Here is a 23,061-nt window from a genome sequence, read left to right on the forward strand (position 1 = left end):
CCCAGCAGTGCGTTCGGACAGGTCGGTCATTGGTTGTCTCCTTGGGCTGGTGCCGCGCCGAGACCGGCCAGCATGGCGTTGAAGAGAGTTCGAGAACGTCCGTCGCTGTCGGCGCCGTCGCCGAGCAGCAGTTGCATGCCAGTGACAAGCACCGCGCCGTACACAATCGATGTGGCGGCCGCAAGGTCATTGACGGCCAGCGAGCCGTCCTTGGCACCGTCGCGCAAGGCCTCGCGGATTGGCGACAAGATTGCGTTGTCGACGCCGGCAGCGATGTCGACGAGCGACGCAGCTCGCCCGAGTTCACCGAACAGCAGACGGTACGTGGGTCCGTGACCGGTGATGAAGTTGAGGTGCGCGATGACCAGCCGCTCAAGCCGTTCACGGCCTGTGCCGGGCTGCTCGGCAGCCGACAACAAGCACGACGAGATTCGGCCCAACGTGCGCGACAGGAGATGGGCCAGAATGTGCTCTTTGCCCGGAAAGTAGTAGTACAGCGTTGCCCGCGGCACTCCCGTGATCTTGGACAACTCTCCGATTCGCGTTGCTTCGAGGCCGTTGTCCGCAAACAGCGGAGCTGCCCGGTCGATGCGTTCGGCCAAGTCTTCGGGGATCGCTCGGAACGGGAGCGTCGTTGCTGGGGTCATCGTCACAGCCTCGCTGGTGTCGGCGGCTCGATGTTCGGTGTGGGACCGAGCGCGTCGAAGTCGGCGAGCATCTCATCGCCGTCGTCGAAGCGAGCCAACTCGTCGCGGATCTGCGAGTAACGAAATGCAAACGTGCGCGCAAGACGATCACCTGTTTGACTCGACTTCGCCTCCGCAACTGCTGCCTCGACGAGCTGGGCGCCAGGCATCGTTGATCCGTCGGACGTGCGGACGGTACGGACGGCCAACTCGGCCAGCGCCGTCTGGAGATAGGCGACGTGGATCTCCTCGTCGCGGCGGATGTGACCGATCGTTTCGGCAGCGAAATGTGGATCGACAGAACACGCCGAATCACCGAGCACAGAGGCTGCCCACGAGAACGTACGGAAGGCCATCAACTCGATCTGCAAGATCATCGCCATGCCGCGGATCGTCAACTGGAACATCGGGTCGACGTTGTCGACCAACGGTGTCGTGTTGCCGCTGACACTCATTGCTTCGGGCGATGGTTGCGCTGGTCCCGTATATCCGGGTGGTGGAGCAATCGGAAGGTTGGTGAAATAGTCAGGCAAGATCTCGGGGCGATCAAGGGCTGCGTCACGTACCGCGTACCACATCTGATCATGCCCGGATTCTTCGCCTCGTCCGGCCTCGTCGTTGCCGTGCGCCTCAAACAGGCCAACATGGAGATGCGCCAGGCAGGTGCCCGCAATCGGTTCGACAATAAAGTCGCTGAAGTCGAGGAGCGGCATGAGCTTGATGCCGTCGTTGCCGAAACCTTCGACCACGCCGATCAAGGTGAGGATCCGGGCCATTGCGCCTCGAGCGCCCTTTCGAAGTAGTAGGCGGGCTTGATCCTCATTGGGGAAGTACGTGTCGGGAATGGCTTCGGGTCCGAGCACGTCGGTCGAGTGTCCGGCTGCGCGGAGTTGCTCGCGCCAGGCTTCGATGGCGTCGAGACGGTGTAGTGAGCGTGGCGGTAGATAGTTGCCGTCAGGGTCGAGGCCGCCGTGAAGCAGGCGGCCGTTGTGATGCACGCGTGCTGCGAAGTCGCGATCGGCCATGAGTTCTTCGTGGGTGTAGGTGGTCTGCATCAGTGTCGTTCCTTTGTCCATTTCTTGTAGCGATGGGCTGCAGTTGCACTGCAACGAACGATACAATCTCTGTGTTTGGAACGACGTTACAGCTTCGGTGTCCAAGACCTATATCTGGAGATGGCCATGGCAGGTTCGTCAGCACCGAAATGGGGCGCCAGCGAGCAGCCGGACAATTCGCGCCGGTTCCAGATCGGGACAACGCGTCTCGTCCATCATGGGGACATGACACCAACCGGTGGACCTCACCCGCATGCACAGCGGCGTCTCGCCGACATCGACGTGCGAGGCGTCGCCGACGCCCTCGACGACGCCAGCCCGGAAACCCAATGGTGGTACGACCCAGCGACCGGCCGGGTCGAGCCGACCCTCGCGGACGACCTCATGCTCGGCCTCGATGACGACGAAGATCAACGTGAACTCAGCTGGGTGCTCGTCGACTCGCCCGGCTCACGCGCCGCGTATCAGGACATGGTCGACTTCGCGAACGCAGTTGGCGACCCACGAGCGTCGGAGATACTGACGCGAGCACTCGAAGGACGCGGTGCGTTCCGCCGCTTTCGCGACACGCTTGAGCAGTTCGACGACATGCGTCACTGCTGGCTCGGCTACACAAGAGCGGCCAGCGAACAGCGAGCGATCGACTGGCTCGTCGACGAGAACCTCGTCACCGGCGACGACACCGACACAGAACGAAACGCACGATCAGCGAACATGAGCGCCGGGCTCGCCGATGTTGCAGCCCGCCGCGGTCAAGTCGTCGCCGAAGCCGACCTGCCCGGTCGATGGGACGAGGTCAGCTACCTGATCGACGCCGGCCACGCCGTCACCGTCACGCGCGACGGTCAAGCCTGGGCGTCGATCACCCCCTTCAGCGGGCCAGATCGCTGAGCGATGTCGAGCACTCGTCCTCCCTGCCGGTTCTGAGCGGCACCAGCAGGCAGCGTCGTGAACATTCTAATCGCCTTGGCGGGCGGTTGGCGGCGTGGCTTGGCGCCGAGCGCCGGGGTGCGAGGGGTGAATCGCGCTCGCAGTTTTCCATCCGGCTTGGCGATCGTGATGAATGGCGAAGGCGCCCCGGAATTCGATGAGGCAATCCAGCCACTCCCTATCTACCCAACTCGGTTCGCGTGCGCTACACGACTGCAACCGCTGGCGGGTGGGGACCCACACCAGAGAAGTCATCGCTGGACGCTTCTCGAAACACTTCCTCGCCGCCTATGGTCCAACGGATGTCCCTCACCGCCACTGACGTATCAGCGAACGCTTCCCAGAAGGTGCGCTATGACTGGACGCTGCACGAGGCCGAAGCATTGTTCGAGTTGCCGTTCCCGGAGCTGTTGTTCCTTGCCCAGCAGGCACATCGAGCGAACTTCGACGCCGCTGAGGTTCAGCTCTCGACCCTGCTCAGCATCAAGACCGGGGCCTGCCCCGAAGACTGCGCTTACTGTCCGCAGAGCAGCCACCACAACATCGAGCTCAAGCCTGAGCCGTTGATGGACGTCGCTTCCGTCGTGTTCGAAGCCCGAGCCGCGAAGGCGTCCGGCGCAACCCGCTATTGCATGGGCGCTGCCTGGCGCGCCCCCAACGATCGCCAGATCGATGCGGTGTGCGAGATGGTGACCGAGGTCGCCAAGCTCGGTATGGAGACCTGCATGACGCTCGGCATGCTCACGCCGACCCAAGCCAGCAAACTCGCCGATGCCGGGCTCGATTATTACAACCACAACATCGACACGTCCGAGGAGTACTACAAGGAGATCACCACCACCCGCACGTTCGATGACCGCCTCGACACCATCTCCAACGTCCGCGACGCCGGCATGAACGTGTGCTGCGGCGGCATCATCGGGATGGGCGAAACCCGGAGCGACCGGGCCGCAATGTTGACCACGCTGGCAACCCTGCCTGAACACCCCGAGAGCGTCCCGATCAACCAACTGATCCGAGTTCCCGGCACCCCGCTCGACGGTGTCGATGAGGTCGACCCGATCGAGTTCGTCCGCACCATCGCCGTAGCCAAGGTGATGATGCCCGCATCGTCAATCCGACTGTCCGCAGGCCGAGAGGAAATGAGCGACGAGCTGCAGGCTCTCTGCCTCGCGGCCGGTGCCAATTCGATCTTCGTCGGCACCAAGCTGCTCACCCGCGACAACCCCACCCGCGCGCACGACGACAAACTGATCCAGCGGCTCGGCATGCGACCGATGCCACTAGCTACTTGCCCCTGAAAAAGGGGGGGCTGAGCTGGGTGCTCGCGATTTTCGGAAGGAAGGAGGATGATGGCTCCAATCACAGTTTCCCGCTGAAGATTGGAGCCATCATCGTGTTTCGTACCGTAGAGCATCGAGCGACGTTGTGGGAGGCGATGCTGCCTCGGGAGGCGTTGATCATGTCGCCCGAGTTGGTCGCCGTCGACTGCTTGTTGGACGACGCCCGGTTCTTCCAACCGCTGCGTCGCTGGTTCGACCCGTTCCATGGTCGGCCGTCGATTCCGATGGAGACGTATCTCCGGTTGATGTTCCTCAAGTACCGCTACCGGCTCGGCTACGAGACGTTGTGCGCGGAGGTGTCGGACTCGTTGTCATGGCTGCGGTTCTGTCGGATCCCGCTCGGTGAACGCGCACCTCACCCGTCGACGTTGATGAAGTTGACGACGCGGATCGGGGCCGACACGATCCGCGAGTTGAACGATGTGATGATCACCGTCGGCGTCGAAGCCGGCAAGGTCGACATGGGCTGGCTGCGCGCCGACACGACGGTGGTCCCGGCCGACATCAAGTATCCGACCGATTCGGGGCTACTCACCAAAGGCGTCACTCGCATCGCCGGCCTCGTCGCCCGGTTGCAAGCAGCGGGGATCGCGCCGCGAACCTCCTTCGACGACCCAATCGCGACTGCCCGCCAGAGCGCGCACCGGATCGGCTCCAAGCTGCGCCGGCGCACGAACGAAGCCAAAGACGAGGTGTTGGCGATCACGGCGAACTCGCCGACCTCGCGGACACGTGCATCTGCCAGGCGAGACGCGTGTTGCTGAACGCTCGACGGGTCAGCGACCGGCCGATCAAACGACTTCGTCGGATGCTCGCCGATCTCGCCAACCTCCTCGACGCACTCTCACAGATCGTCGCGCAAACACGTCAGCGGCTCGCCGGTGACATGCCGCCCGGAAAGACCCGCCGGGTGTCGCTCCACGATGCCGATGCGCGCCCGATCCGCAAAGGCAGCCTCGCGAACTCGACCCAGTTCGGCTACACCGGCCAAGTCACCGACACCCGCGACGGCATCGTCGTCGACTACGAACTCGAAGCCGGGATCCCCGCAGACGCGCCACGACTCGCGCCCGCCGTCGCACGCGCCATCAAGGTGACGGGCACCGTTCCCGACTCAGTCACCGCCGATCGCGGCTACGGCGAAGCCGCTGTCGACGCAGCGCTCGACGAACTCGATATCGCCATGATCGCTGTCCTACGCAAGGGCAAGGTCAGCGTCACTCGTCACGACATCGAGACCGGCAACGAGTTCCTCGAGCTGGTCAAGTGGCGCACGGGACCTTGCGATCCAGAAGGCGTTGCCGGTGTTCATCCGCAAGGGTGGCGGCACGATCCTCAATACGGCGTCGGTGGCGGGCATGATCGGGGCGGCGATGCCCGGCAACGCTCCCGGCAATCTCGTACACAACGTCGCCAAGGCTGCAGTCCTGCGTCTGACGGAGAACCTGGCGGTGGAGCTGTCCCCCTGGAACGTCCGGGTGAACGCGGTGTCGCCCGGGATCATCGACACGCCGGCGACGCGGCCGCTGCTCCAAGTTGGTGCCGACGAGATGTTCCTTTCGAGCCTGCTCACTCAGCGGCTCGGCCAGCCCGAGGACATCGCCCGGGCGGCGCTGTTCTTGTGCTCGGACGAGTCGGAGTACGTCAACGGTGCCAACCTCGTGGTCGATGGTGGCTGGGTCGCATCGGGCGGCGCGGGGCGGCCGGACCCCGAGATCGCCGCGAGCCTGGGCGACGCCATGGCCAACTTGACCAACATCTCGACGGCACAGGAGTGAACGCCATGTTTAAACTCACCGATCAGGTCGCGATCGTGACCGGAGCGTCGGGCTTCCTCGGCCGGAGCCACGCAGTCCATCTCGCGCGGGCAGGTGCCAGGATCGTCGTCGCCGACATCGCCGACGGCTCGGAGACTGTGGCCGCCGTGGAGGAGGCTGGCTCGACGGCCAGTTGGATCGAGACCGACGTATCCGACATGGCCTCCCTCGAGAAGATGACCTCAAGGGTGGTCGCAGAGTACGGACGTATCGATGTGCTCATCAACAACGCCGCCATCGTGGCCGGCATTCAGAAGCCCTGGACCGACATCACTCCCGAGGAGTGGCGCCGCAACATCGACGTCGACCTGACGGGGATGTTCCTGGCTGCCCGTGCGGTCCACCCCGCGATGGCGAGCCGGGGGTATGGGCGGATCGTGAACATCTCATCGGGCACGATGGTCATGGGGATGCCTCACTTCTTGCACTACGTGAGCGCGAAGGCCGGGGTGATTGGGTTCACACGTTCGCTGGCCACGGAGGTCGCAGCCGACGGGATCACGGTCAACGCGGTGCTCGTCGGGTTCTTCCCGCACGACTTCGGCGGAGGTATCGAAGGGGTGGAGGAACTCACTCAGGCAGTCCTGGGCATGCAGGCGGTCAAGCGTGTCGGTGGGCCCGAGGACCTTTCCCCGGCCATCGTCTTTCTGTCCTCCGAGGAGTCGCGCTGGATCACGGGGCAGGCTCTGGCGGTCGACGGCGGCCTGGTCAGATCGGGAGGATGAACCGGCACGATCCGTGTGGTAGGGACATGCGTAGGAGCCGTGAGGGTGCAAAAGGTGCAACCGGGTAGTGCCCGGGCACTACCCGGTGCCTGACGCCGACACCCGCGACATCCTGCCTATTGGCCGCACTCCGGACGGTCGTCGACCGCCTGTCTGGTCAACCGAACCCGGGCGGGCTCTATTCGTGGGGCACTGCTCAGGCAACGGGACCTCGGACGTGATCACGGACCAGACCCGACGCATCTTTGTTGTCGGGCTTCCGAGCCCGTGCCGGGCACGAAAGCGGACAGCGGCGCACGGGGCGGCTGCCACAGCCGAGGGTTCGGCCGGGATCGATGCGCGACTGGGGACCGACGCCGGAGGCGTGGATCCGCATCTGGCCCCGGCAGCCGGCCGACCGCAACTCCTCGCGGCCACCGACCAGGCTTGTTCGGTTCCCATACCGACCGGTCGGGTCGTGGGGAGTAACCCTGCGACTGCGGGGTGCCGGCCGGTGATGGGAGCTACGGCGCTGCGAGGCAAGCGGGAGCGGTGACCGCATCGCCGTTGTCGAGGAGTGCGCTCAACCGTTGCCGAATGTCGGCTGGCGCCCCAGCGGCGATCAGGTAGTTGGTGATCGTGCCGTGGCGCGTTCTGATGTCTTGAAGCACCTCGGCCAACGCCGCTGGTTCAACCGCGAACGCGGCCGGTGGGATACGCGCGAGGTCGTCGCCGACGAGGCGGGTGATGATGCGATCGCGCAGCATGGCAAGACCTGCTGTCGACTGTTCGTAGTCGGCAAGAATGGCTTCGTCGGGAACGTCGAGGACGGCGAGCAGCGTCGCAACAATGATGCCGGTGCGGTCCTTGCCAGCGGTGCACGAGATGACCGCTGGCAATCGATCGGGGTCGGAGAGCAACGTCAGGACGGCGGCGATCTCGTCGGCGTGGTCGAAGACGATGGCCTGGTACATCGAGGGCAGGTCGAGAGACCCGTTGTGCGCGTTCTCGCGGATCAGCGCCCCGTCGAGCACGGGGAGGTGTACGACCTCGCCCACGTCAGCGAGGTCGTAGCGCCCCATCCGCTCATGCTCCATGGACGTCCGCAGGTCGACGATCGTTTGGATCTGGAGTATGTCACGCAGGACCGCGCGGTCGTTCTCGGTGACGAAGCACAGCGCGTCGCTGCGGTATACCAGCCCGGACTTCAGCGTGCGTCCGTCGGAGGTGACGTGACCGCCGAGACCACGAAAGTTACTCAGTTCCTCGAACACCCAGTTAAGTGTGCCACTCATCAGGTACGGGTAACGAGTGACCGCGGTGAACGTGGGGTGAACATCGCGCAGCGCGCTCGACGTGGCTTCTGCCGCGATCGCATATCACTTGGTGACGGCGTCGGCGACGATGTCGAGGATGGAGTCGAGGTTCCTGCCACTCGTCGTGGAACAACGAAGTCTTGCGGTCGATCTCGGACGACCTGGCAGCAACGCTACGAGTGGCCTCGGTGTTCGCCGAACGCGGCTTCGAGGCAGCATCGAGTTGCTCAGCGATGCAACCGGCGTCCGGCATCGACGCTCGACTACAACTTCGACGGCAAACAGGAGATCCGTGCGCTTCTCCTGTAGGACGGCTCGACCGGACCGCTGAAGTTGTTGAGTGCGCCGCGACAGCTAGTCCTGCGGCGGTCCGACTGCGTCAGTCATCGAGAGCGTCACATTCCGGGGCCGGGTCGTTTGCCGTAGGGGCAGTCGGCAGCCGCCCGTCTCATCGCTGAGCCCGTCGATGCGGAGCAACCGGGGATCGACCCGTCGCCAAACTCTCCGTTCATCTCAAGACCTCCCGCGGAATGTGACGCCTTTCTGAATCCTTGGATGCTGAACTCCTCGGCGGCCCCGACCAACGAGCCAAGCCACAGCATGCTCTGCAATCGCGGTCCAGGTCTCGTGGCCGACGATTCGTGAACTGGCGAAGATCGCAGACCCTCGACGGTGAGGTAGGCCTCACGCAATATTCACTGTGACTCGACCTCCCGACCCGACGCTCCAGTACGAATTTTTCCGCGCTCGGCCAGATACACGAGACCGTGCGTCGCCACAATCAGACCTCAACGACTCGGGCGACCGGACCTCCCTGCCGGATCTGCTCAACCAGACCCCGTCGCGGCGCGGCAACTAGTCCTCGCACCGAGTTCGGTCGGTCGTGTGCTGGCCTTCGCTGCCCAGTTCATCGTCATGAGTCAGCCCCACCTGCGCATCGGTCTCGGTGCGCAGGGCGGCGTCGAGCTGGGTGATGAATCGTTCGGTGAGGTCGGCGAGCGCGAGGCGTTCTGTTTGGTCGAATCCTGCGAGTGCTTGGCTGACGATGTCGAGGCGCGACTGCATGAGGGTGCGTTGGACTCGGCGGCCTTTGCGTGTTGCGCTCACGAGGTGTGATCGCTTGTCTTGCTTGCACACGGTTCGCAGCGCGAGTCGATCGTTGACAAGTCGGTCGGCCGCCCGCGTCGCACCCGACGGCGAGAGGTCGAGTCCTGCAGCGAAGTCGATCATGTTCCAGCTTGGGCGGGTGACGAGGAGGTCGAGGCTGTCGACTTGTCCGATGGTGAGTTGCGGTGGGCCGGGTTCCCAGATCATTGTGCGGAGTTGGCGCGCGGCGGCCCCGCGTCGAAGGGTTCGCCAACTCTGAGCGACGCGTGCTGTGACCTCGTCGGCACCGCACGTTGCCATCTGACTTGTTGTTTGCCGGAGGTCGTACATGGTGCGGGCCTTTCGTTCAGTTGAGTGGGTCGAGGTGGTTCAAGAAGTCGAGAACGGCGGTGGTGAAGGCGTCGTTGTCGTCACCGGCGACCATGTGGCCGGTGTTGGAGACGTCGACGGCTGTTGCGTGTGCGACGGTGGCGAGGAATTCGTTGACGGTGTCGGGACTGACGAGGTCAGACATTGCGCCGCGAACGAGCAGGGTGGGTGCGGTGATGCGCGCGGCTCCCTCGAGGAGTTGAGTCGCGATCAGTTCGAATCGATGTTCACCGCCTTCAGGGTGTTGGGTCATTGCGTCGGTTTTGGAGGTGATGAGGCGGGGTCCCAGCGCCAGACGTATCGGCCGTCGTCGCGTTGGCGCAGCACTTTGAGGAGGCCGTCGAGGTTGGCTGGCCGTGGGCGGTGCGGGTTGTAGGCCGCAATGACGTCGGAGGCTTCTTGGAGTCTGGTGAAGCCGTCTGGGTGGGCGGCCATGAATGCCACGACGCGTTGGGCGCCGGCGATCTCCATGCGTGGGGTGACGTCGACGAGCACGACGCCGGCCCACAGGTCTGGTGGGCGTGGCGGTGGGCGTTGAGGATGGTCATGCCGCCCATTGATGCGCCGACCGCGACGACTGGGCGTCCCCTCGACATCTGGGTGTGGATGGCGAGTAGGTCGTGGGTGAGATCATCGGTTTCGTAGTTGCCCGACGGGTCCCACTCGCTGTCGCCGTGGCCGCGAGTGTCGATGGTGACCACGGTGTTGCCGTGGTCGCTGAGTGATGTTGCTGTGTTGGTCCAGGCGTGTCGGTTCTGGCCGCCGCCGTGCAGCATGAACACGGCGGGTCGCCGGCTTTGAGGGTCTCCGTCGAAGATCTCAGCGGTGATCTTGATCGAGTCGTGGCCCACGCAGTGTGTGGACCGATGTGTTGTTCATGCGGGTTCCTGGGTGAGTGTGGGCGCAGTTGCAGGCTGGGCGTCCGTGGTCGTTCGAAGTGCGACTTCACGCATGAATACAGCGGCGATGAACGCGGCGACCATGACGAATGTGGCGAAGAAGAACGTGGTGGTGATCGAGTCGGACAGCGCCGTGGTGACCGCGGTCTTGAGTGGTTCGCCGAGTTGTGAGATGGCGGTGGGGCTCTGGGCGAGACCGGATGTTTCGATCCCGGCGGGCACGTCGATGCCGGCCAGGTTGGTGTCGAGGTTGGTGTCGAGTTGGCGGTTCAGCACGGTGCCGAAGATTGCGAGGCCGAAGGTGCCGCCGATGGTGCGGAAGAAGTTGACCGATGCGGTGCCCGCGCCGAGGTCTCTGAACTCGACGGTGTTCTGCACGGCGAGGGTGAGCACGGGGAGTGCGATGCCGATGCCGGCGCCGAGCGTGATCATCCACAGCGACGACAGTGTTCGTCCGGTGTCTGGGCCCATCGTGGAGAGCAGGTAGAGGCCGAGTGCTGCGAGGGGTGTGCCGATCATCGGGTAGATCCGGTAATGACCGGTGCGGGTGGTGAGCCGGCCGGTGATGAGTGAGGCGAACATCATCGACACCATCAACGGAAGCAGGAGGAGGCCGGCGTTGGCTGCTGCTTTGCCTTGCACGCCTTGGAAGAAGAGCGGGAGGTAGACAATGGCTCCGTACATTGCTGCGCCGGCGAGTAATGACACGATGCTGGCTGCGGTGTAGCCGGTGCGTGTGAACATGCGCAATGGGAGGACAGGTTCGTCGGCTCGCCGTTCTTGGCGAATGAACGCTGCAAGGGCAACAACAGCGAGCAGATACAGCCCGATGGTTTGGGGTGTGCTCCATCCGTATTGTTCGGCGGCCCAGACGGTGGCGAGCAGCGAGCTGACGATGGCGGTGACGAGGAGTGCAGAGCCGGCGAGGTCGAGGCGGTGCTCGGCCTTTTTGGGTTGGAGTTTGAGGACGATGCCGGTGACGACGAACGCTGCGGCGCCGATCGGGAGGTTGACGTAGAACACCCAGCGCCATGAGAGTTCGTCGGTGAGGAATCCGCCGACGAGTGGTCCCAGCACGCTGGCGAGGGCGAATGTGCCGCTGAGGTAACCGGTGTAGCGGCCGCGTTCGCGTGGCGGCACGATGTCGCCGACGATCGTGAACGTGAGTGCGAACAACCCGCCGCCGCCGATTCCTTGGATGGTGCGGAACGCGATGAGTTGGCCGAGGTTCTGGGCGGCGCCGCACATGGCGGACGCGACGAGGAAGATGATGATCGCGGTTTGGTACACCTTCTTGCGGCCGTAGAGATCGGAGATCTTCCCGAACAGCGGCATGCTCGTCGCGGACGCGACGAGGTAGGCGGTGAACAGCCACGAGAGGTGATCGATTCCGCCGAACTCGCCAACGATGGTCGGCAGGGCCGTTGACACGATCGTGCTGTCGAGTGCGGCGAGCATCAGCCCGGTCATCAGCCCGATGATGATGATGGTGCGTTGCCGGTGCGTGAGGTCGGTCGCCGGGGCTGCGTCGGCGTGCTGTGTGGTCATGACACGTTGACGTCGAGTGTTTCGAGGCCCCGCAGTGTGAGGCTTGGGCGCCACGGTGCGTCGGTGTCGCCGTCGACATTGGGGAAGCGTCGTAAGAGTTCGTTGAACACGATTTCGCCTTCGAGTCGTGCGAGTGGAGCGCCGAGACAGAAGTGGATGCCAGCGGCGAAGCTGAGGTGTTGGATGCCGGTTCGGGTGATGTCGAATCGGTCCGGGTTCTCGTATCGGTCTGGGTCGCGGTTCGCGGCGCCGAGCATCGTGAGTACGACGTCGCCTTCGGCAATGTCGCATCCGTCGATGTCGGCGGGCTCGAGTGCGATGCGTGCGTCGAGTTGCACCGAACTCTCGTAGCGCAGCATTTCTTCGACCGCGCTGTGGGCGAGGTCGGGTCGCGACCGCAACAGGTCGAGTTGGTCGCGGTTGCGGAGCAGGGTGACGAGGCCGTTGCCGATCAGGTTTGTCGTGGTTTCGAAACCCGCCGCGAATATCAAGATGATCGTCGCGATCAGTTCGTCATCGTTGAGCCGGTCACCTTCCTCTTGTACCTCGAGCAGTGCGCTGATGAGATCGTCGCTCGGGTTGTGGCGTCGTTGCGCGATCAGTCCGGTGAAGTAGTCGGTCATTGCCTGGCTTGCAGCACGCGCCTTGTCCGCGGTGGCGGCGTCGACCATCGGTTCGAGTGCGGCGGCCGCGTCGCGGACGAGATACCGGAACTGTTCTCGGTCGGACTCGGGGACACCGAGGAGTTCACCGATCACTTGCACCGGCAGCGGAAAGGCGAGCACGTCCATCACATCGCCGCCACCGTTGTCGGCGAGATGGTCGAGGTGCTGGTTCACCATGTCGGTGATTGCGGGGCGGAGTTGCTCGACGCGGCGCGGTGTGAACTCGCGCGATACGAGCCCGCGGAGCCGGGTGTGGTCTGGTGGGTTCTTGCGCAACATTGAGTCGTTGGACAGCAACGGCACCTGACGGTCAGGGTCATCCGCTTCGGCCGGGTTCCCGAAGATGCGACTGGTGCCGTCGCCCTTGCCGAACCGGTTGTCGCGCAATACCGTGCCGCAGTCCTGGTAGCGGGTGACGACCCACATCGGCAGCACCTCGCTCCGATGAATCGGTGCGGCCTCGCGGATCCGCTGATACGCCGGATACGGATTCGCCCGGGTGTCGAGGTCGCTGAACAACGCCATCAATTCAGCGTCCGCTGCAGCAGTGTCTTGGGTGAGGTCGGTCATTGGTCTTCTCCTGTGTCGTCGTTGTTCATCGTGAGCCGAGTCCGTTCATGACGAGCCCGACGACGTCGGTGGCCACGGCGTCGACATCGAATGCGGGGGTGTGTCCGTCGCTGGCCACGACGTGATGCAGACCGGTCAGGGTGACCGCGCCATAGATCACCGCTGTCGCGTTTTCGATCGATACCTCTGCCAATGAGCCATCGACAGCACCCTCGACGAGCAGTTTCGCCACTGGTCGGTGGAAGGCCTGCTGCACCGCGTCGGCAATGTGGGGCAGACGATCGATACGACCAAGTTCGGCAAGCAACATCTGACACGTCGATGGATCGTCCGCCATCGCTGCGAGCTGCGCTCGAATCACTGCTTCCAACCGGACCGCGGCGGTGGCGGGCCCCTCGATGGCTGTTGCGACAACGGCTGAGGTGCGATCGAGCCAGTCCTGGAGCAAGAACGCCAAGATCTCCTGCTTGCCATCAAAGTTGTAGTAGAGCGTCGAAGTTGGCACCCCCGTCGCATCGCTCAACGCTTCGATCGTCGCTGCGTCGCACCCCCGTTCGGCGAAAACTGCGGCAGCGAGGCGGAGTTTGGCTGCCAGGTTCTTCGATATCGCCCGCATCAGTGCCCCCTTCGTTTGGCGTTGAGGTTCGTGTCAGTTCGGTACATCGTCGGTGTCCTCATTGAGCGGTGAGTTCGTCGCTGTGAGACGAGCGATGTCAACGGCGATGAACAGGGCGGTCGACTCGACGAACACGCCGTCGGGTCCGGTGCCGGACGCAGAAAGGTGGAGACGGCGGCCGTCGCGCTCGACGAGCCAGGCCCGAAACTCGAGTGGCACACCCAGCGGGCATGGTGCCCGATACCGCAGCGTCAGTTCACCGGTGAACGCCATCGTCCCCAAGATCGGGAGCAGACCGCCGATCGTTTCGTCAACGCAGGCGGCCACCACGCCGCCATGGCCGCGGCCCGGTGCGCCTTCCCAACCCGGCGCCAGTGTGACTGTGCCAACGGACTCGTGGTTCTCTCGCCGGATCCGGAGTCCGATGCTCAACGGATTCGCGGAGCCCGAGACCGGCGAGTCGTGGAAGAGATCGACGAATGCGCCGTCTTCGACGACGTCGCTCATCGTCCCCGACTTCAACGCGGCAGCAAAGCGAGGGTTCGCCATCATCTCATCGAGCCGACTTCGAGCCGGTGAAGCCTCGATCTCCGTCACCATCGCCTCGACCTCGGCGGCGATTCGATGCAGCATCGAGACATCGACGCGCCGCGAAACAAGACCGTGTGCGAGCTGTTGCACAACCGTCGCGGCATCGATCCGTGCTGGTAAATCCGAGTGGTCGTCGATCATGCTCGTGTCATTCGCATCGGTCACGACTCGACCTCGTCGTGATCGTTAGACACAACGCTCCCCACTCCGGACAATGCCGTGTACGCCGCCGCCGCGATGGCCAGGCCAGCGCCGAGCCACAACGCGGGCCGCATCCCGTCGAGCCACGCTTGGCGCGCAGCATCGAGCAGGCCGGCACCATCGGGGCCGAGCTGAGCTGCTGTTTGCAGCGCCCCGCCGATTCCTTCCTCGACCCGTTCCGCGAGTTCCGGGGGCAAGGAGTCCGTTGCGTCGCTCACGTTCGATCGGTACTGGGCGTTGAGCACCGACGCGATCAACGCAATGCCCACAGCGCCGCCGATCTCGCGGACCGTGTCGTTGAGCGCGGAGGCCACACCTTGTTTGTCGGCGGGCAACGACGACGTGATTGCCTCGGTCGCCGGGCTCATCGAGAGACCCAAACCGCTACCGAGTAGCAAGATGCCCGGCAACACTGACCAATAGCCCCAATCGAGATCCGCGAACACTGCGAGCGTTCCGGTTCCGGCAGCCAAGAGAATCATGCCGAACGTCGATACTTGTCGGTACCCGAAGCGAGCCGCCAACGCGGGCGCTACTGCAGACAGTGGCATCATCACCGCCGCCATCGGCAACAACCCTGATGCCGCGCGTAGGGCGGTGTAACCGAACACGGCCTGCAGCAACTGGACCAGGATCAGAAAGATCGCGAAGATCACCGCGAACGCAACAAACAGGTTCACCGACCCGGTCGCGAGACCGCGATGACGAAAGAGCCGAACGTCGAGCAGCGGATGATCACGCCGCATCTCCACGATCACGAACAGCACCACCCCAACAACTGCGACCGTCATTCCCAACGCCGCCGCCGGGTGCGACCATCCGCGCTCGGGTCCCTCCTGTACACCGAGCACCAGACCTCCAACCGCAGCTGCGGACAGCACCGACCCCAACACGTCAAACCGGGCCTCTGAATGTTCCCGGGACTGCGGGACCGCGGCCCACGTCAAAGCGAATGATCCCAACGCCAACGCCGCCGGGAACGCGAACACCCACGGCCACGTCGCGTTGTCGATGATCGCCGCGGACACGAACAGCCCAATAATCCCGCCCGCACCCGCGACGCCAGCCCAGATACCAACCGCCTTACCGCGCTCTTCTGGAGGAAACGTCGTGGTGATCACCGACAACGTGACCGGCATGATCATCGCCGCAGCAACACCCGCAGCGACACGCAAAGCAATCAGAACCTCAGCCGACGACGCAAACGCTGACGCTGTGCTCGCGGCCGCGAACCCGATCAGGCCAAGCATCAGAATCGGCTTGCGACCCCATCGATCACCAATCGCACCGATCGGCATCAACAACGCAGCCAACGCCAACGTGTACCCGTTGATCACCCACAACAACTGACTCTGCGACGCATCAAGATCGACAGCCAACGCCTGCTGCGCCACGTTTAACCCCGACACCGACGAAATCACCGCCATCAACGCGACACACATCGCAATCAGAATCAACCGACGCTCCCACAACGTCGCGACCACCTCCGGCGCGTCCTCGCCAGAGTCACCGAGACCCGAAGCGACCGCCGAATCCGCCGTCACAGCGACCAACCCGAAACAGCACAACGAACCCACAACAAAAGCGACATCAGACCCCCAGGGCCAACAGTTGGATACTGATACTGTAATCATATTCCAACTCGGCAGTCCAAGTCGGACGATCAGCGGGTTGCGATTCCCGGATCGACGACAGGAGCACGACGTGTCAGAAACAGCACACAACGAAGAGGTCGAACAGGCCTTCCAGACAATTGTCGTGGGTGTCGATCTCTCACCCGAGTCGTTGTACGCCCTCGACCTCGCCGCAACGATCGCACAGCCCCAAGGTGCTGCCCTACGCGTCGTTCACGTCCACCACCGCCCCGCAACACTCGCCTTCAGTCCAGCCGCCAGCCTCGAATTCGCGCGGGCCGAAGAAGAGACCGACGCAGCGATCCGCGACACCGTCACCCAACGCCTCGCCGACTTTGACGGACGATGGACCATCACCTCCCGCAACGGCCACATCAGCCAAGAGATTCGCGGCGAAGCCGACGACATCAACGCAACCCTCATCGTCCTCGGCCACCAAAGCCACAGCACCATCCACGACGCAATCCTTGGCTCGGTCGCCGCAAGCACCGTCCACCACAGCCGCCGCTCGGTCCTGGTCGCAGTATCCCCAAGGCCAGACTCCGAATTCTGAATAGAACACAGCGGCGCAGTCGATCGCCATCCACTTGGCTCCGAACCAGGTTGTATCGATCGTGCGCCAGTGAGTCATCTTGCTTGACGCCTCGGCGACGTGCGCTACCGATCGCCGTGATGGTGATCTGCCGCCTCACGTACACCGATGAGGATGAATGGTTGCCATGAGGTGGCAAGACATGGGGACCACCGTGTCTCATCGCGCTACTCTGGGGGACCACCAGAAGTGCTACCGAGGGGAAACCACGTGGATCTAGAATTTCAAGGAAAGTCAGTCGTCGTAACTGGGGCGGGATCGAACATTGGTCGGGCAGTCGCTCTCACATTCGCTCGCGAAGGCGCTGCACTCACACTCGGTGACATCGATCAAGAACAAACTGAGCGAGTCGCCGAGCAAGCCACCATTGCGGGGGCACCGAGCGCCCAGTTCGTACGCACCGATGTCACTGATCTCGCACAAGTCGAAGAGCTGATCGGCGCCGCGAACGACGAGCACGGGGGCGTCGATGTGCTTGTCAATTGTGTCGGGTGGGACAAGCTGATGTATTTCACCGACACGGAACCAGAACTCTGGCAACGAATCATCGACATCAACTACGTCGGTGTGCTGAATTGCACTCGTGTCGCACTGCAGTACATGATTCCCCAAGAGGGTGGCTCAATCGTCTCGATCTCCTCTGACGCAAGCCGCCAGGGCGAACCGCGCGAAGCCGTCTACGGCGGCGTCAAAGCAGCGATCAACAGCTTCATGAAGACCATTGCCAAAGAAAACGGGCGCGCCGGCATTCGTTGCAATGTGGTGTGCCCCGGTGTCACGATCCCTGAAGACGACGAAGAGGTCGGCGAAACGAGCATGTGGCGCGACAAGGATTCGATGTTCACGCCAGAGCAACTCGACAAGGTGGCGCGGGCGCTCCCTTTGCGCAAGGTCGGCAGGCCACAAGACATCGCCAACGCTGTCCTCTTCCTCGCCTCAGATGCCGTTGCCGGCCATGTAACGGGACAGGTCTTGTCGGTGTCGGGCGGCTACACGATGATTGGCTAGTTCAAACGCTCCCGATGACCGGGGCGTCCGGAATAGTACAACGCACTGAATGCGGCGGTTGTCGATTGACGGAGGTGCCACCTGTCGATCTAGTATGCGACATGCAACCGTTTTTGTCCCACGTCCAGGACTTGGCGAACGGATCGACATCCGACGTGATCGCCGGGTCGGCCGAATAGAGAGCGGAGAGCTGTCATGTTCACAACACTGGATCCACTGAATCGGGCCCTGCGCGTCGCGTCGGCAAAGCACGCCGCCGTCCTCGGTCAGCAATCGATGACGTTCGGCGACTTCGGAACTCGGTGCAGAAAGATTGCCGGAGCGCTGAGTGGACTTGGTGTCGACTTGGGTGATCGCGTCGCAGTCCTCGGACCCAACTCGGTGAAATACTTGGAGCTGTACGTGGGAGCGCCATGCGCAGGCCGCGTCGTCATGCCACTCAATACTCGGCTCACAGGACCTGAACTCGAGTATCAACTTCGAGACGCCGAAGCCGCGCTGGTGGTCACCGAAGGGCCGCTGCCGTGCGGTGAGGTGGCAGGCATGCAAGTTCTGTCGATGAAGGAGTGGGATGCACTGGTCGACGCGTCCCCGGAGGAGGAACTCGGCCGCGGGGTTGTGCCGGAGGCTCTGGCTGGCCTGTTCTACACAGGCGGCACGACCGGTGCCTCGAAGGGAGTGATGCTCAGCCATCGCAACCTCCTGGCAAATACGCAGAACATGCTGATCGCCGCAGCGTTGTCGCCCGACGATCGGTATCTCATCGCTGCACCGCTCTTTCACGCGGCCGGCTCGATCGCGGTGCTCCCCTGCCTGTGGCTTGGTGCGACGCAGCTCGTACTTCCGGCTTTCGACCCAGGCAACATGCTCGACATCATCGCGTCTGAGTCGGTCACGGTCACGTTGGGTGTTCCGACGATGGTGGCCGCGCTCAACGATGAACAGGCCCGGCAACCACGCGATACGTCAAGTGTTCGGATGTTGTTCTATGGCGGCAGCCCGATCCCGACCGAAGTTGTCCGCGGTGCAACGCGGACCTTCCCGAATGCTGAACTGTGCAACCTCTACGGGGCCACCGAACTGGCACCACTGGCTACCATCCTGCGCCATCACGAACGCTGCATTGACGACAGCAAAGCCAAGTCGGCGGGCCAACCAGTGCTGGGAGTGGACTGCCGAATTGCCGACGACGAGGCCAACGAGTTGCCGATCGGTGAAGTGGGCAACGTCGTTGTTCGCGGCCCAAACGTGATGATGGGGTACTGGCGGAAGGAAGAACAGACAGCTGCTGTGATGAGGGCCGACTGGTACGTCACCGGTGACCTCGGAAGGGCCGACGCTGAGTCGAACATCTACCTCGTGGATCGCGCCAAGGACATGATGGTGACTGGCGGTGAAAACGTCTATTCGACAGAGGTGGAAGAGGCGCTCTACTCACATCCGAAGGTGCTGGAGACGACTGTCTTCGGCATCCCAGACGACAAGTGGGGTGAGACGATTCACGCAGTCGTTGTGCCCAGAGAGTCGGTCACAGCCGACGAGCTCATCGAACACTGCCGGGCCAGAATTGCTGGATACAAGGTTCCACGGAGCATTGAGTTCCGAGACACCGAGCTCCCGAAATCAGGGCCCGGCAAAGTGCTGAAGCGCGAACTGCGCAAACCATATTGGGAAGGTCGGACCACCAACATCGTGTGATGTCGGTCCGACGCGAAGGCGACATCGCCTCGATGTCATGCAACAAGGGAGCAACGTGTTTGAGACGACGCTGACAAGTGAACTCGTACGGGATCGATCAGAGAGCGGTGTCTGGAAAGACCGCATCCTGGGAGAAGTGTTGCGCTCGACCGCGGCGTCGCGTCCCGGCGACCTGGCAGTCGTCGATGTGCGCGGTCGGGTTACCTACGGCGAACTCGCGGCCAGCGTCGACGATGTTGCGGTGGGTTTGCTTGAACTTGGTGTACGCCACGGCGATGTCGTTGCCGTTCAGATGCCGAACTGGTCCGAGTTCATCGTCGCCGCGTTCGCTCTGGAGCGGATTGGTGCCGTGATCAATCCAATCGCACCGATCTTTCGCCAGCACGAGCTGCGCACGATGTTCCGGCTGGCGCAGCCCAAGGTGGCAATCGTCCCAGCCGTGTTCCGTGGCTTCGACTATGCGTCGATGCTCGCCGCGCTCGTCCCGGAGACGCCAAGCCTCCGATCCGTGGTGGTTGTCGATGGAATCGAGGGGCAAGGCGATATCTCTTGGGCAGGGCTCGTCGCGTTGGGTCGGGCCTCCGAGATCGACCGTCGTTCCCTCGATCTGCTCACGCCAGATCCGAATGACGTGTACGAGATCATCTTCACCTCCGGCACGACCGGTGAGCCGAAGGGGGTGATGCACACCCACAACACATTGTGGTCCGCCAATCAGGCCATGATCGACACTCAAGCCTTTACCTCGAGCGACGTCTTCCACATGGCATCGACGTTCGCACACCAGACGGGCCTCCTCTTTGGTGTACGCCTCTTCATCCAGACCGGCGGGGCCGGAGTCTTCCAGGACATCTGGGATGCTGCGGCATTTGCCGATCTCATCGAGCAGGAACGAATTACGAGTTCGGCAGGTGCCGCGCCGTTCCTCGCCGACGTCTTGCGCGTCGAAGGGCTCGACGATCGTGACCTGTCGTCATGGCGGGTCTTCGGGTGTTTCGGCGCGCCGATCCCGCTGCCACTGCTCGAAGAGGCAGCCCACCGTCTGCCGTGCCGGGTCATGCCGGGCTGGGGCATGAGCGAAGTCGGCCTCGTCACCTCCACTTCTCCGTCCGATCCGGACGACTCGGTGATGACAACCGACGGCAAGCCGCTCCCGCAGATGGCGGTGCGCGTCGTCGACGATGACGGCAATGAGGCCGACCCGGGCGTCGAAGGCGACCTCTTGTGCAAGGGCTGTGGCGAGTTCGTCGGCTACGTCCAGGGCAGAGCGTTCACTGAGGCGTGCTACGCCGCAGACGGCTGGTTCTCAACCGGCGACCGGGCACGGATGAGTCCAGATGGATTCATCCGCATCACGGGGCGAACGAAAGACCTCGTCATTCGCGGCGGCGAGAACGTGCCAGTGAAGGAGATCGAAGACCTGCTGGCCCGTCATCCGAAAGTCCGGAGCGCGGCCGTGGTCGCGGCTCCTCACGACCGCCTCGGTGAGGTCGGGTGCGCCTTTGTCGTGCCGGAGGGCGATGACCCGCCGACGCTCGGTGAGCTGAGCGACTACTTCGAAACAGCGGGCGTGACCCGCCAGTTCTGGCCCGAACGGCTTCATGTTCTTGACGAGATGCCGTTGACACCGAGCGGCAAGATTCAAAAGTTCAAACTTCGCGAGGCAGCTCAGGCTGATTCGTGATCACGCCTGACAGGGCCCGCCTCTGATTGGAGAATGTCGTGCAACTGAGAGCCAAAACACTCATCGTGACCGGTGGCGCGAGCGGAATCGGAGCAGCCCTGTGCCGGCGATTCGCACAAGACGCCCCAACAGGCATCACCGTCGCAGACAAAAACCTCAAGGGCGCCGAAGCGGTGGCTGCCGACATCGCGGGAGCAATGGCAGTCCATTGCGATGTGTCAGACCCCGACAGCATCGCCGCGTGCATCGCCGCGACAACAGACCGGTTCGGGCCCGTCGACCTGTACGTCTCGAACGCCGGGATCTTCGACGGTGGCGGGCCGATCGACGCGCCCATTGATTCGTGGACTGCACAATGGGATATCAACGTGATGGCACACGTGCACGCAGCCCGCCAACTGCTGCCGTCGATGTTGGAACGTGGCGACGGCTACTTCCTCATCACCGCCTCGATGGCTGGCATACTCACCAGCCCCGGCAACGCTGTCTACGCGACGACGAAACACGCGGCCGTGGGGTTGGCCGAGTGGATGTCGATCACCTATCACGGCCAAGGTGTGCGCACATCCTGCTTGGCTCCACTCGGTGTTCGCACGCCCATGCTCGAACAACTTGGTGACCCAGACGACGAACGTTTCGCATCAGTCGTCGGCGACGCTGCAGCGCCAGAAGATGTCGCTGAGCTCGTGGTCGAGGCAATTGGCGACGAACGTTGCCTGATCACAACCGATGATCAGGCAGGGGAGTGGATGCGCCGCAAGGTCACCGATCACGAGCGGTGGTTGGCAGGTATGCGCCGGTCCGGTGTGACCCTCGGGTGAAGCAATTCTTCGACGCGCTGGGGACCAAAGACAGGAGCCGATAAGTCGGCCTACTTGTACGAGCTGAACTCTCTTCCGAAGGCTTCTCGGGCGATGATGGCCTTCATGATCTCGGGGGTTCCGTCACCGACTTCGAGGCCCATGACGTCGTTGAGGCGTTGAACGAAGGGGAGATCGGTGCCGTATCCGGTCCATCCGTGCAGGAGCAGGCAGGCGTGGATTGCTTCGACGGATTGTTTGGGTCCGAGCCACTTGCACATCGCGGCCTCGGATGTGTGGGGGAGGCCGGCATCGGCGAGGGCGAGCACTTCGTAGGACAGGAGTCGTGTTGCGTGGAGCAGGGCGAGGTGCTCCGCGATTTGGAACGCGACCCCTTCTCGTTTCGCGAGCGGTTGGCCGAACGTTTCCCGAGTTTTGGTGTACTCGATGGTTTCGTCGAGGCTTTGGCTGGCGGTGCCGATGGCAGCCAATGCAATGATCGCACGGTTGAAGTCGAACGCTTCCATCGCCCCGATGAAGCCAGTGCCTTCTACTCCGATCTGGTGGTTCGCGGGGACGCGCACATCGTCGAAGAAGAGCGAGCCACGCTCACTCAGATGGCCGCCCGCACTCGCATATTTCGTGCGGCTGACTCCAGGGAGGTCGAGGGGCACGAAGATCATCGAAATGCCTCGGGCGCCGGGACCGCCAGTGCGGCAGAAGACGACACATCCGTCAGCCGATCCGGCAAACGTGATGGAGGACTTCTCGCCGTTGACGATCCAGTCGTCTCCGTCTCGACGAGCGGAACACGTCAGATTTGCGGCGTCAGAACCCACGCCTGGTTCGGTCAGTGCAAACGCGACGATCGAGTCGCCCGACGCAATCGCTGGCAGCCACTGTTGTTTGATTTCTTCGTCGGCGCCGTCGAGCAACTTGGCTGCGATCGCCGAAAGTTGCAGGAAGTAGCTCACGTTGAAGTCGCCGCGGGCAAGTTCCTCCGCGGCGATTCCCATTGCCACGAAGGAAGCCTTGGAACCTCCGTACTCGGCGGGAACGCGCATGCCAAGAATGCCGAGGTCTCCGAGTTCTTTCACGATCTCTGGAGCGAACGGCTCGTTTTTCCATCGGTCCGCTTCGGGTGCGAGGCGCGTCAGCGCATATTTGTTGGTGACCTGCTGGAGGAGTTGTTGCTCCTCGTCGAACTTGAAGTCCACGTCGTTGTCCC

At 63.1% G+C, this 23,061-nt stretch carries 21 protein-coding genes and 1 pseudogene; 10 read left to right on the forward strand and 12 right to left on the reverse strand.

Translation table 11 applies throughout. The annotated features are described in order from the left end of the window. Positions 1-26: 26 nt before the first annotated feature. The gene (locus tag ACE37B_RS01705) at positions 27-647 is read right to left on the reverse strand and encodes a TetR/AcrR family transcriptional regulator (protein ID WP_409921552.1); all 621 of its coding nucleotides are present in this window, start codon (positions 645-647) and stop codon (positions 27-29) included. Between the two features lie 2 nt (positions 648-649). Further along, the gene (locus ACE37B_RS01710; protein ID WP_409921553.1) at positions 650-1,741 is read right to left on the reverse strand and encodes a hypothetical protein; all 1,092 of its coding nucleotides are present in this window, start codon (positions 1,739-1,741) and stop codon (positions 650-652) included. A 225-nt stretch (positions 1,742-1,966) separates the two neighbouring features. Between ACE37B_RS01710 and ACE37B_RS01715 the strand changes: the two genes are divergently transcribed. The 5 genes and pseudogenes from ACE37B_RS01715 (at position 1,967) to ACE37B_RS01735 (ending at position 6,556) form a co-directional block, all read left to right on the forward strand. Next, positions 1,967-2,632: a UPF0158 family protein gene (locus ACE37B_RS01715; protein WP_409921554.1), complete on the forward strand. Its 666-nt coding sequence runs from the start codon at positions 1,967-1,969 to the stop codon at positions 2,630-2,632. A 341-nt stretch (positions 2,633-2,973) separates the two neighbouring features. After that, on the forward strand, positions 2,974-3,972 hold the full coding sequence (bioB, locus tag ACE37B_RS01720; RefSeq protein ID WP_409921555.1) for a biotin synthase BioB: 999 nt from the start codon (positions 2,974-2,976) through the stop codon (positions 3,970-3,972). An 11-nt stretch (positions 3,973-3,983) separates the two neighbouring features. Then, positions 3,984-5,368: pseudogene (locus ACE37B_RS01725) on the forward strand (transposase); the annotation flags it as partial. Continuing rightward, positions 5,319-5,792 carry an SDR family NAD(P)-dependent oxidoreductase gene (locus tag ACE37B_RS01730; protein ID WP_409922873.1) on the forward strand — a complete coding sequence of 158 codons (474 nt, stop codon included), beginning with the start codon at positions 5,319-5,321 and terminating at the stop codon, positions 5,790-5,792. The pseudogene ACE37B_RS01725 and the gene ACE37B_RS01730, both read left to right, overlap by 50 nt. 5 nt (positions 5,793-5,797) lie before the next feature. Next, positions 5,798-6,556, forward strand: coding sequence for an SDR family NAD(P)-dependent oxidoreductase (locus ACE37B_RS01735; RefSeq protein ID WP_409922874.1), 759 nt, complete (start codon positions 5,798-5,800; stop codon positions 6,554-6,556). A gap of 503 nt (positions 6,557-7,059) precedes the next feature. On the opposite strand, the gene ACE37B_RS01740 is transcribed toward ACE37B_RS01735, so the two are convergent. From ACE37B_RS01740 to ACE37B_RS01780, 9 genes are all read right to left on the reverse strand, one after another. Beyond that, a complete protein-coding gene (locus ACE37B_RS01740; RefSeq protein ID WP_409921556.1) occupies positions 7,060-7,830 on the reverse strand; it encodes a tyrosine-protein phosphatase in 771 nt (256 codons plus the stop codon). Positions 7,831-8,706: 876 nt separating this feature from the next. Continuing rightward, a complete protein-coding gene (locus ACE37B_RS01745) occupies positions 8,707-9,165 on the reverse strand; it encodes a MarR family winged helix-turn-helix transcriptional regulator (protein ID WP_409921557.1) in 459 nt (152 codons plus the stop codon). A 139-nt stretch (positions 9,166-9,304) separates the two neighbouring features. Continuing rightward, on the reverse strand, positions 9,305-9,580 hold the full coding sequence (locus tag ACE37B_RS01750; RefSeq protein ID WP_409921558.1) for an alpha/beta fold hydrolase: 276 nt from the start codon (positions 9,578-9,580) through the stop codon (positions 9,305-9,307). After that, the gene (locus ACE37B_RS01755) at positions 9,564-10,103 is read right to left on the reverse strand and encodes an alpha/beta fold hydrolase (protein WP_409922875.1); all 540 of its coding nucleotides are present in this window, start codon (positions 10,101-10,103) and stop codon (positions 9,564-9,566) included. Before ACE37B_RS01755 ends, ACE37B_RS01750 begins: the two co-directional genes overlap by 17 nt. A 99-nt stretch (positions 10,104-10,202) precedes the next feature. Further along, positions 10,203-11,774 (reverse strand): MDR family MFS transporter, encoded by a 1,572-nt coding sequence (locus ACE37B_RS01760; RefSeq protein WP_409921559.1) that lies wholly within the window; start codon positions 11,772-11,774, stop codon positions 10,203-10,205. Next, on the reverse strand, positions 11,771-13,009 hold the full coding sequence (locus ACE37B_RS01765; protein WP_409921560.1) for a cytochrome P450: 1,239 nt from the start codon (positions 13,007-13,009) through the stop codon (positions 11,771-11,773). The genes ACE37B_RS01760 and ACE37B_RS01765 overlap by 4 nt, the downstream gene beginning before the upstream one ends. Positions 13,010-13,034: 25 nt before the next feature. Continuing rightward, the gene (locus ACE37B_RS01770) at positions 13,035-13,625 is read right to left on the reverse strand and encodes a TetR/AcrR family transcriptional regulator (RefSeq protein WP_409921561.1); all 591 of its coding nucleotides are present in this window, start codon (positions 13,623-13,625) and stop codon (positions 13,035-13,037) included. A 33-nt stretch (positions 13,626-13,658) separates the two neighbouring features. After that, the gene (locus tag ACE37B_RS01775) at positions 13,659-14,258 is read right to left on the reverse strand and encodes a PaaI family thioesterase (RefSeq protein ID WP_409921562.1); all 600 of its coding nucleotides are present in this window, start codon (positions 14,256-14,258) and stop codon (positions 13,659-13,661) included. Positions 14,259-14,377: 119 nt separating this feature from the next. After that, entirely contained in the window at positions 14,378-15,961 is a 1,584-nt protein-coding gene (locus ACE37B_RS01780) for a DHA2 family efflux MFS transporter permease subunit (protein ID WP_409921563.1), read from the reverse strand. Positions 15,962-16,121: 160 nt separating this feature from the next. On the opposite strand from ACE37B_RS01780, the gene ACE37B_RS01785 reads away from it, so the two are divergent. The 5 genes from ACE37B_RS01785 (at position 16,122) to ACE37B_RS01805 (ending at position 21,854) form a co-directional block, all read left to right on the forward strand. Then, positions 16,122-16,604 (forward strand): universal stress protein, encoded by a 483-nt coding sequence (locus ACE37B_RS01785; protein ID WP_409921564.1) that lies wholly within the window; start codon positions 16,122-16,124, stop codon positions 16,602-16,604. A 249-nt stretch (positions 16,605-16,853) separates the two neighbouring features. Beyond that, positions 16,854-17,651, forward strand: coding sequence for an SDR family NAD(P)-dependent oxidoreductase (locus tag ACE37B_RS01790; protein WP_409921565.1), 798 nt, complete (start codon positions 16,854-16,856; stop codon positions 17,649-17,651). Positions 17,652-17,846: 195 nt separating this feature from the next. After that, positions 17,847-19,349 carry a class I adenylate-forming enzyme family protein gene (locus tag ACE37B_RS01795; RefSeq protein ID WP_409921566.1) on the forward strand — a complete coding sequence of 501 codons (1,503 nt, stop codon included), beginning with the start codon at positions 17,847-17,849 and terminating at the stop codon, positions 19,347-19,349. 37 nt (positions 19,350-19,386) lie between these two features. After that, entirely contained in the window at positions 19,387-21,033 is a 1,647-nt protein-coding gene (locus tag ACE37B_RS01800) for an AMP-binding protein (RefSeq protein WP_409921567.1), read from the forward strand. Between the two features lie 65 nt (positions 21,034-21,098). Continuing rightward, positions 21,099-21,854: an SDR family oxidoreductase gene (locus ACE37B_RS01805; RefSeq protein ID WP_409921568.1), complete on the forward strand. Its 756-nt coding sequence runs from the start codon at positions 21,099-21,101 to the stop codon at positions 21,852-21,854. Positions 21,855-21,904: 50 nt separating this feature from the next. On the opposite strand, the gene ACE37B_RS01810 is transcribed toward ACE37B_RS01805, so the two are convergent. Next, positions 21,905-23,050 (reverse strand): acyl-CoA dehydrogenase family protein, encoded by a 1,146-nt coding sequence (locus ACE37B_RS01810; RefSeq protein ID WP_409921569.1) that lies wholly within the window; start codon positions 23,048-23,050, stop codon positions 21,905-21,907. Between the last annotated feature and the right edge of the window lie 11 nt (positions 23,051-23,061).

This window comes from Ilumatobacter sp., assembly GCF_046290335.1.
In the GTDB taxonomy this organism is placed as follows: domain Bacteria; phylum Actinomycetota; class Acidimicrobiia; order Acidimicrobiales; family Ilumatobacteraceae; genus Ilumatobacter_A.

What these genes read in the sequence shown, in the direction of transcription:
- ACE37B_RS01715 (WP_409921554.1), top strand. Translation starts at nt 1,967, where the DNA reads ATGACACCAACCGGTGGACCTCACCCGCATGCACAGCGGCGTCTCGCC.
- ACE37B_RS01705 (WP_409921552.1), bottom strand. Translation starts at nt 647, where the DNA reads ATGACCCCAGCAACGACGCTCCCGTTCCGAGCGATCCCCGAAGACTTG.
- ACE37B_RS01775 (WP_409921562.1), bottom strand. Translation starts at nt 14,258, where the DNA reads ATGCTGCATCGAATCGCCGCCGAGGTCGAGGCGATGGTGACGGAGATC.
- bioB (WP_409921555.1), top strand. Translation starts at nt 2,974, where the DNA reads ATGTCCCTCACCGCCACTGACGTATCAGCGAACGCTTCCCAGAAGGTG.
- ACE37B_RS01800 (WP_409921567.1), top strand. Translation starts at nt 19,387, where the DNA reads ATGCAACAAGGGAGCAACGTGTTTGAGACGACGCTGACAAGTGAACTC.
- ACE37B_RS01765 (WP_409921560.1), bottom strand. Translation starts at nt 13,009, where the DNA reads ATGACCGACCTCACCCAAGACACTGCTGCAGCGGACGCTGAATTGATG.
- ACE37B_RS01740 (WP_409921556.1), bottom strand. Translation starts at nt 7,830, where the DNA reads ATGAGTGGCACACTTAACTGGGTGTTCGAGGAACTGAGTAACTTTCGT.
- ACE37B_RS01795 (WP_409921566.1), top strand. Translation starts at nt 17,847, where the DNA reads ATGTTCACAACACTGGATCCACTGAATCGGGCCCTGCGCGTCGCGTCG.
- ACE37B_RS01770 (WP_409921561.1), bottom strand. Translation starts at nt 13,625, where the DNA reads ATGCGGGCGATATCGAAGAACCTGGCAGCCAAACTCCGCCTCGCTGCC.
- ACE37B_RS01760 (WP_409921559.1), bottom strand. Translation starts at nt 11,774, where the DNA reads ATGACCACACAGCACGCCGACGCAGCCCCGGCGACCGACCTCACGCAC.
- ACE37B_RS01735 (WP_409922874.1), top strand. Translation starts at nt 5,798, where the DNA reads ATGTTTAAACTCACCGATCAGGTCGCGATCGTGACCGGAGCGTCGGGC.
- ACE37B_RS01745 (WP_409921557.1), bottom strand. Translation starts at nt 9,165, where the DNA reads ATGATCTGGGAACCCGGCCCACCGCAACTCACCATCGGACAAGTCGAC.
- ACE37B_RS01750 (WP_409921558.1), bottom strand. Translation starts at nt 9,580, where the DNA reads ATGACCCAACACCCTGAAGGCGGTGAACATCGATTCGAACTGATCGCG.
- ACE37B_RS01710 (WP_409921553.1), bottom strand. Translation starts at nt 1,741, where the DNA reads ATGCAGACCACCTACACCCACGAAGAACTCATGGCCGATCGCGACTTC.
- ACE37B_RS01755 (WP_409922875.1), bottom strand. Translation starts at nt 10,103, where the DNA reads ATGCTGCACGGCGGCGGCCAGAACCGACACGCCTGGACCAACACAGCA.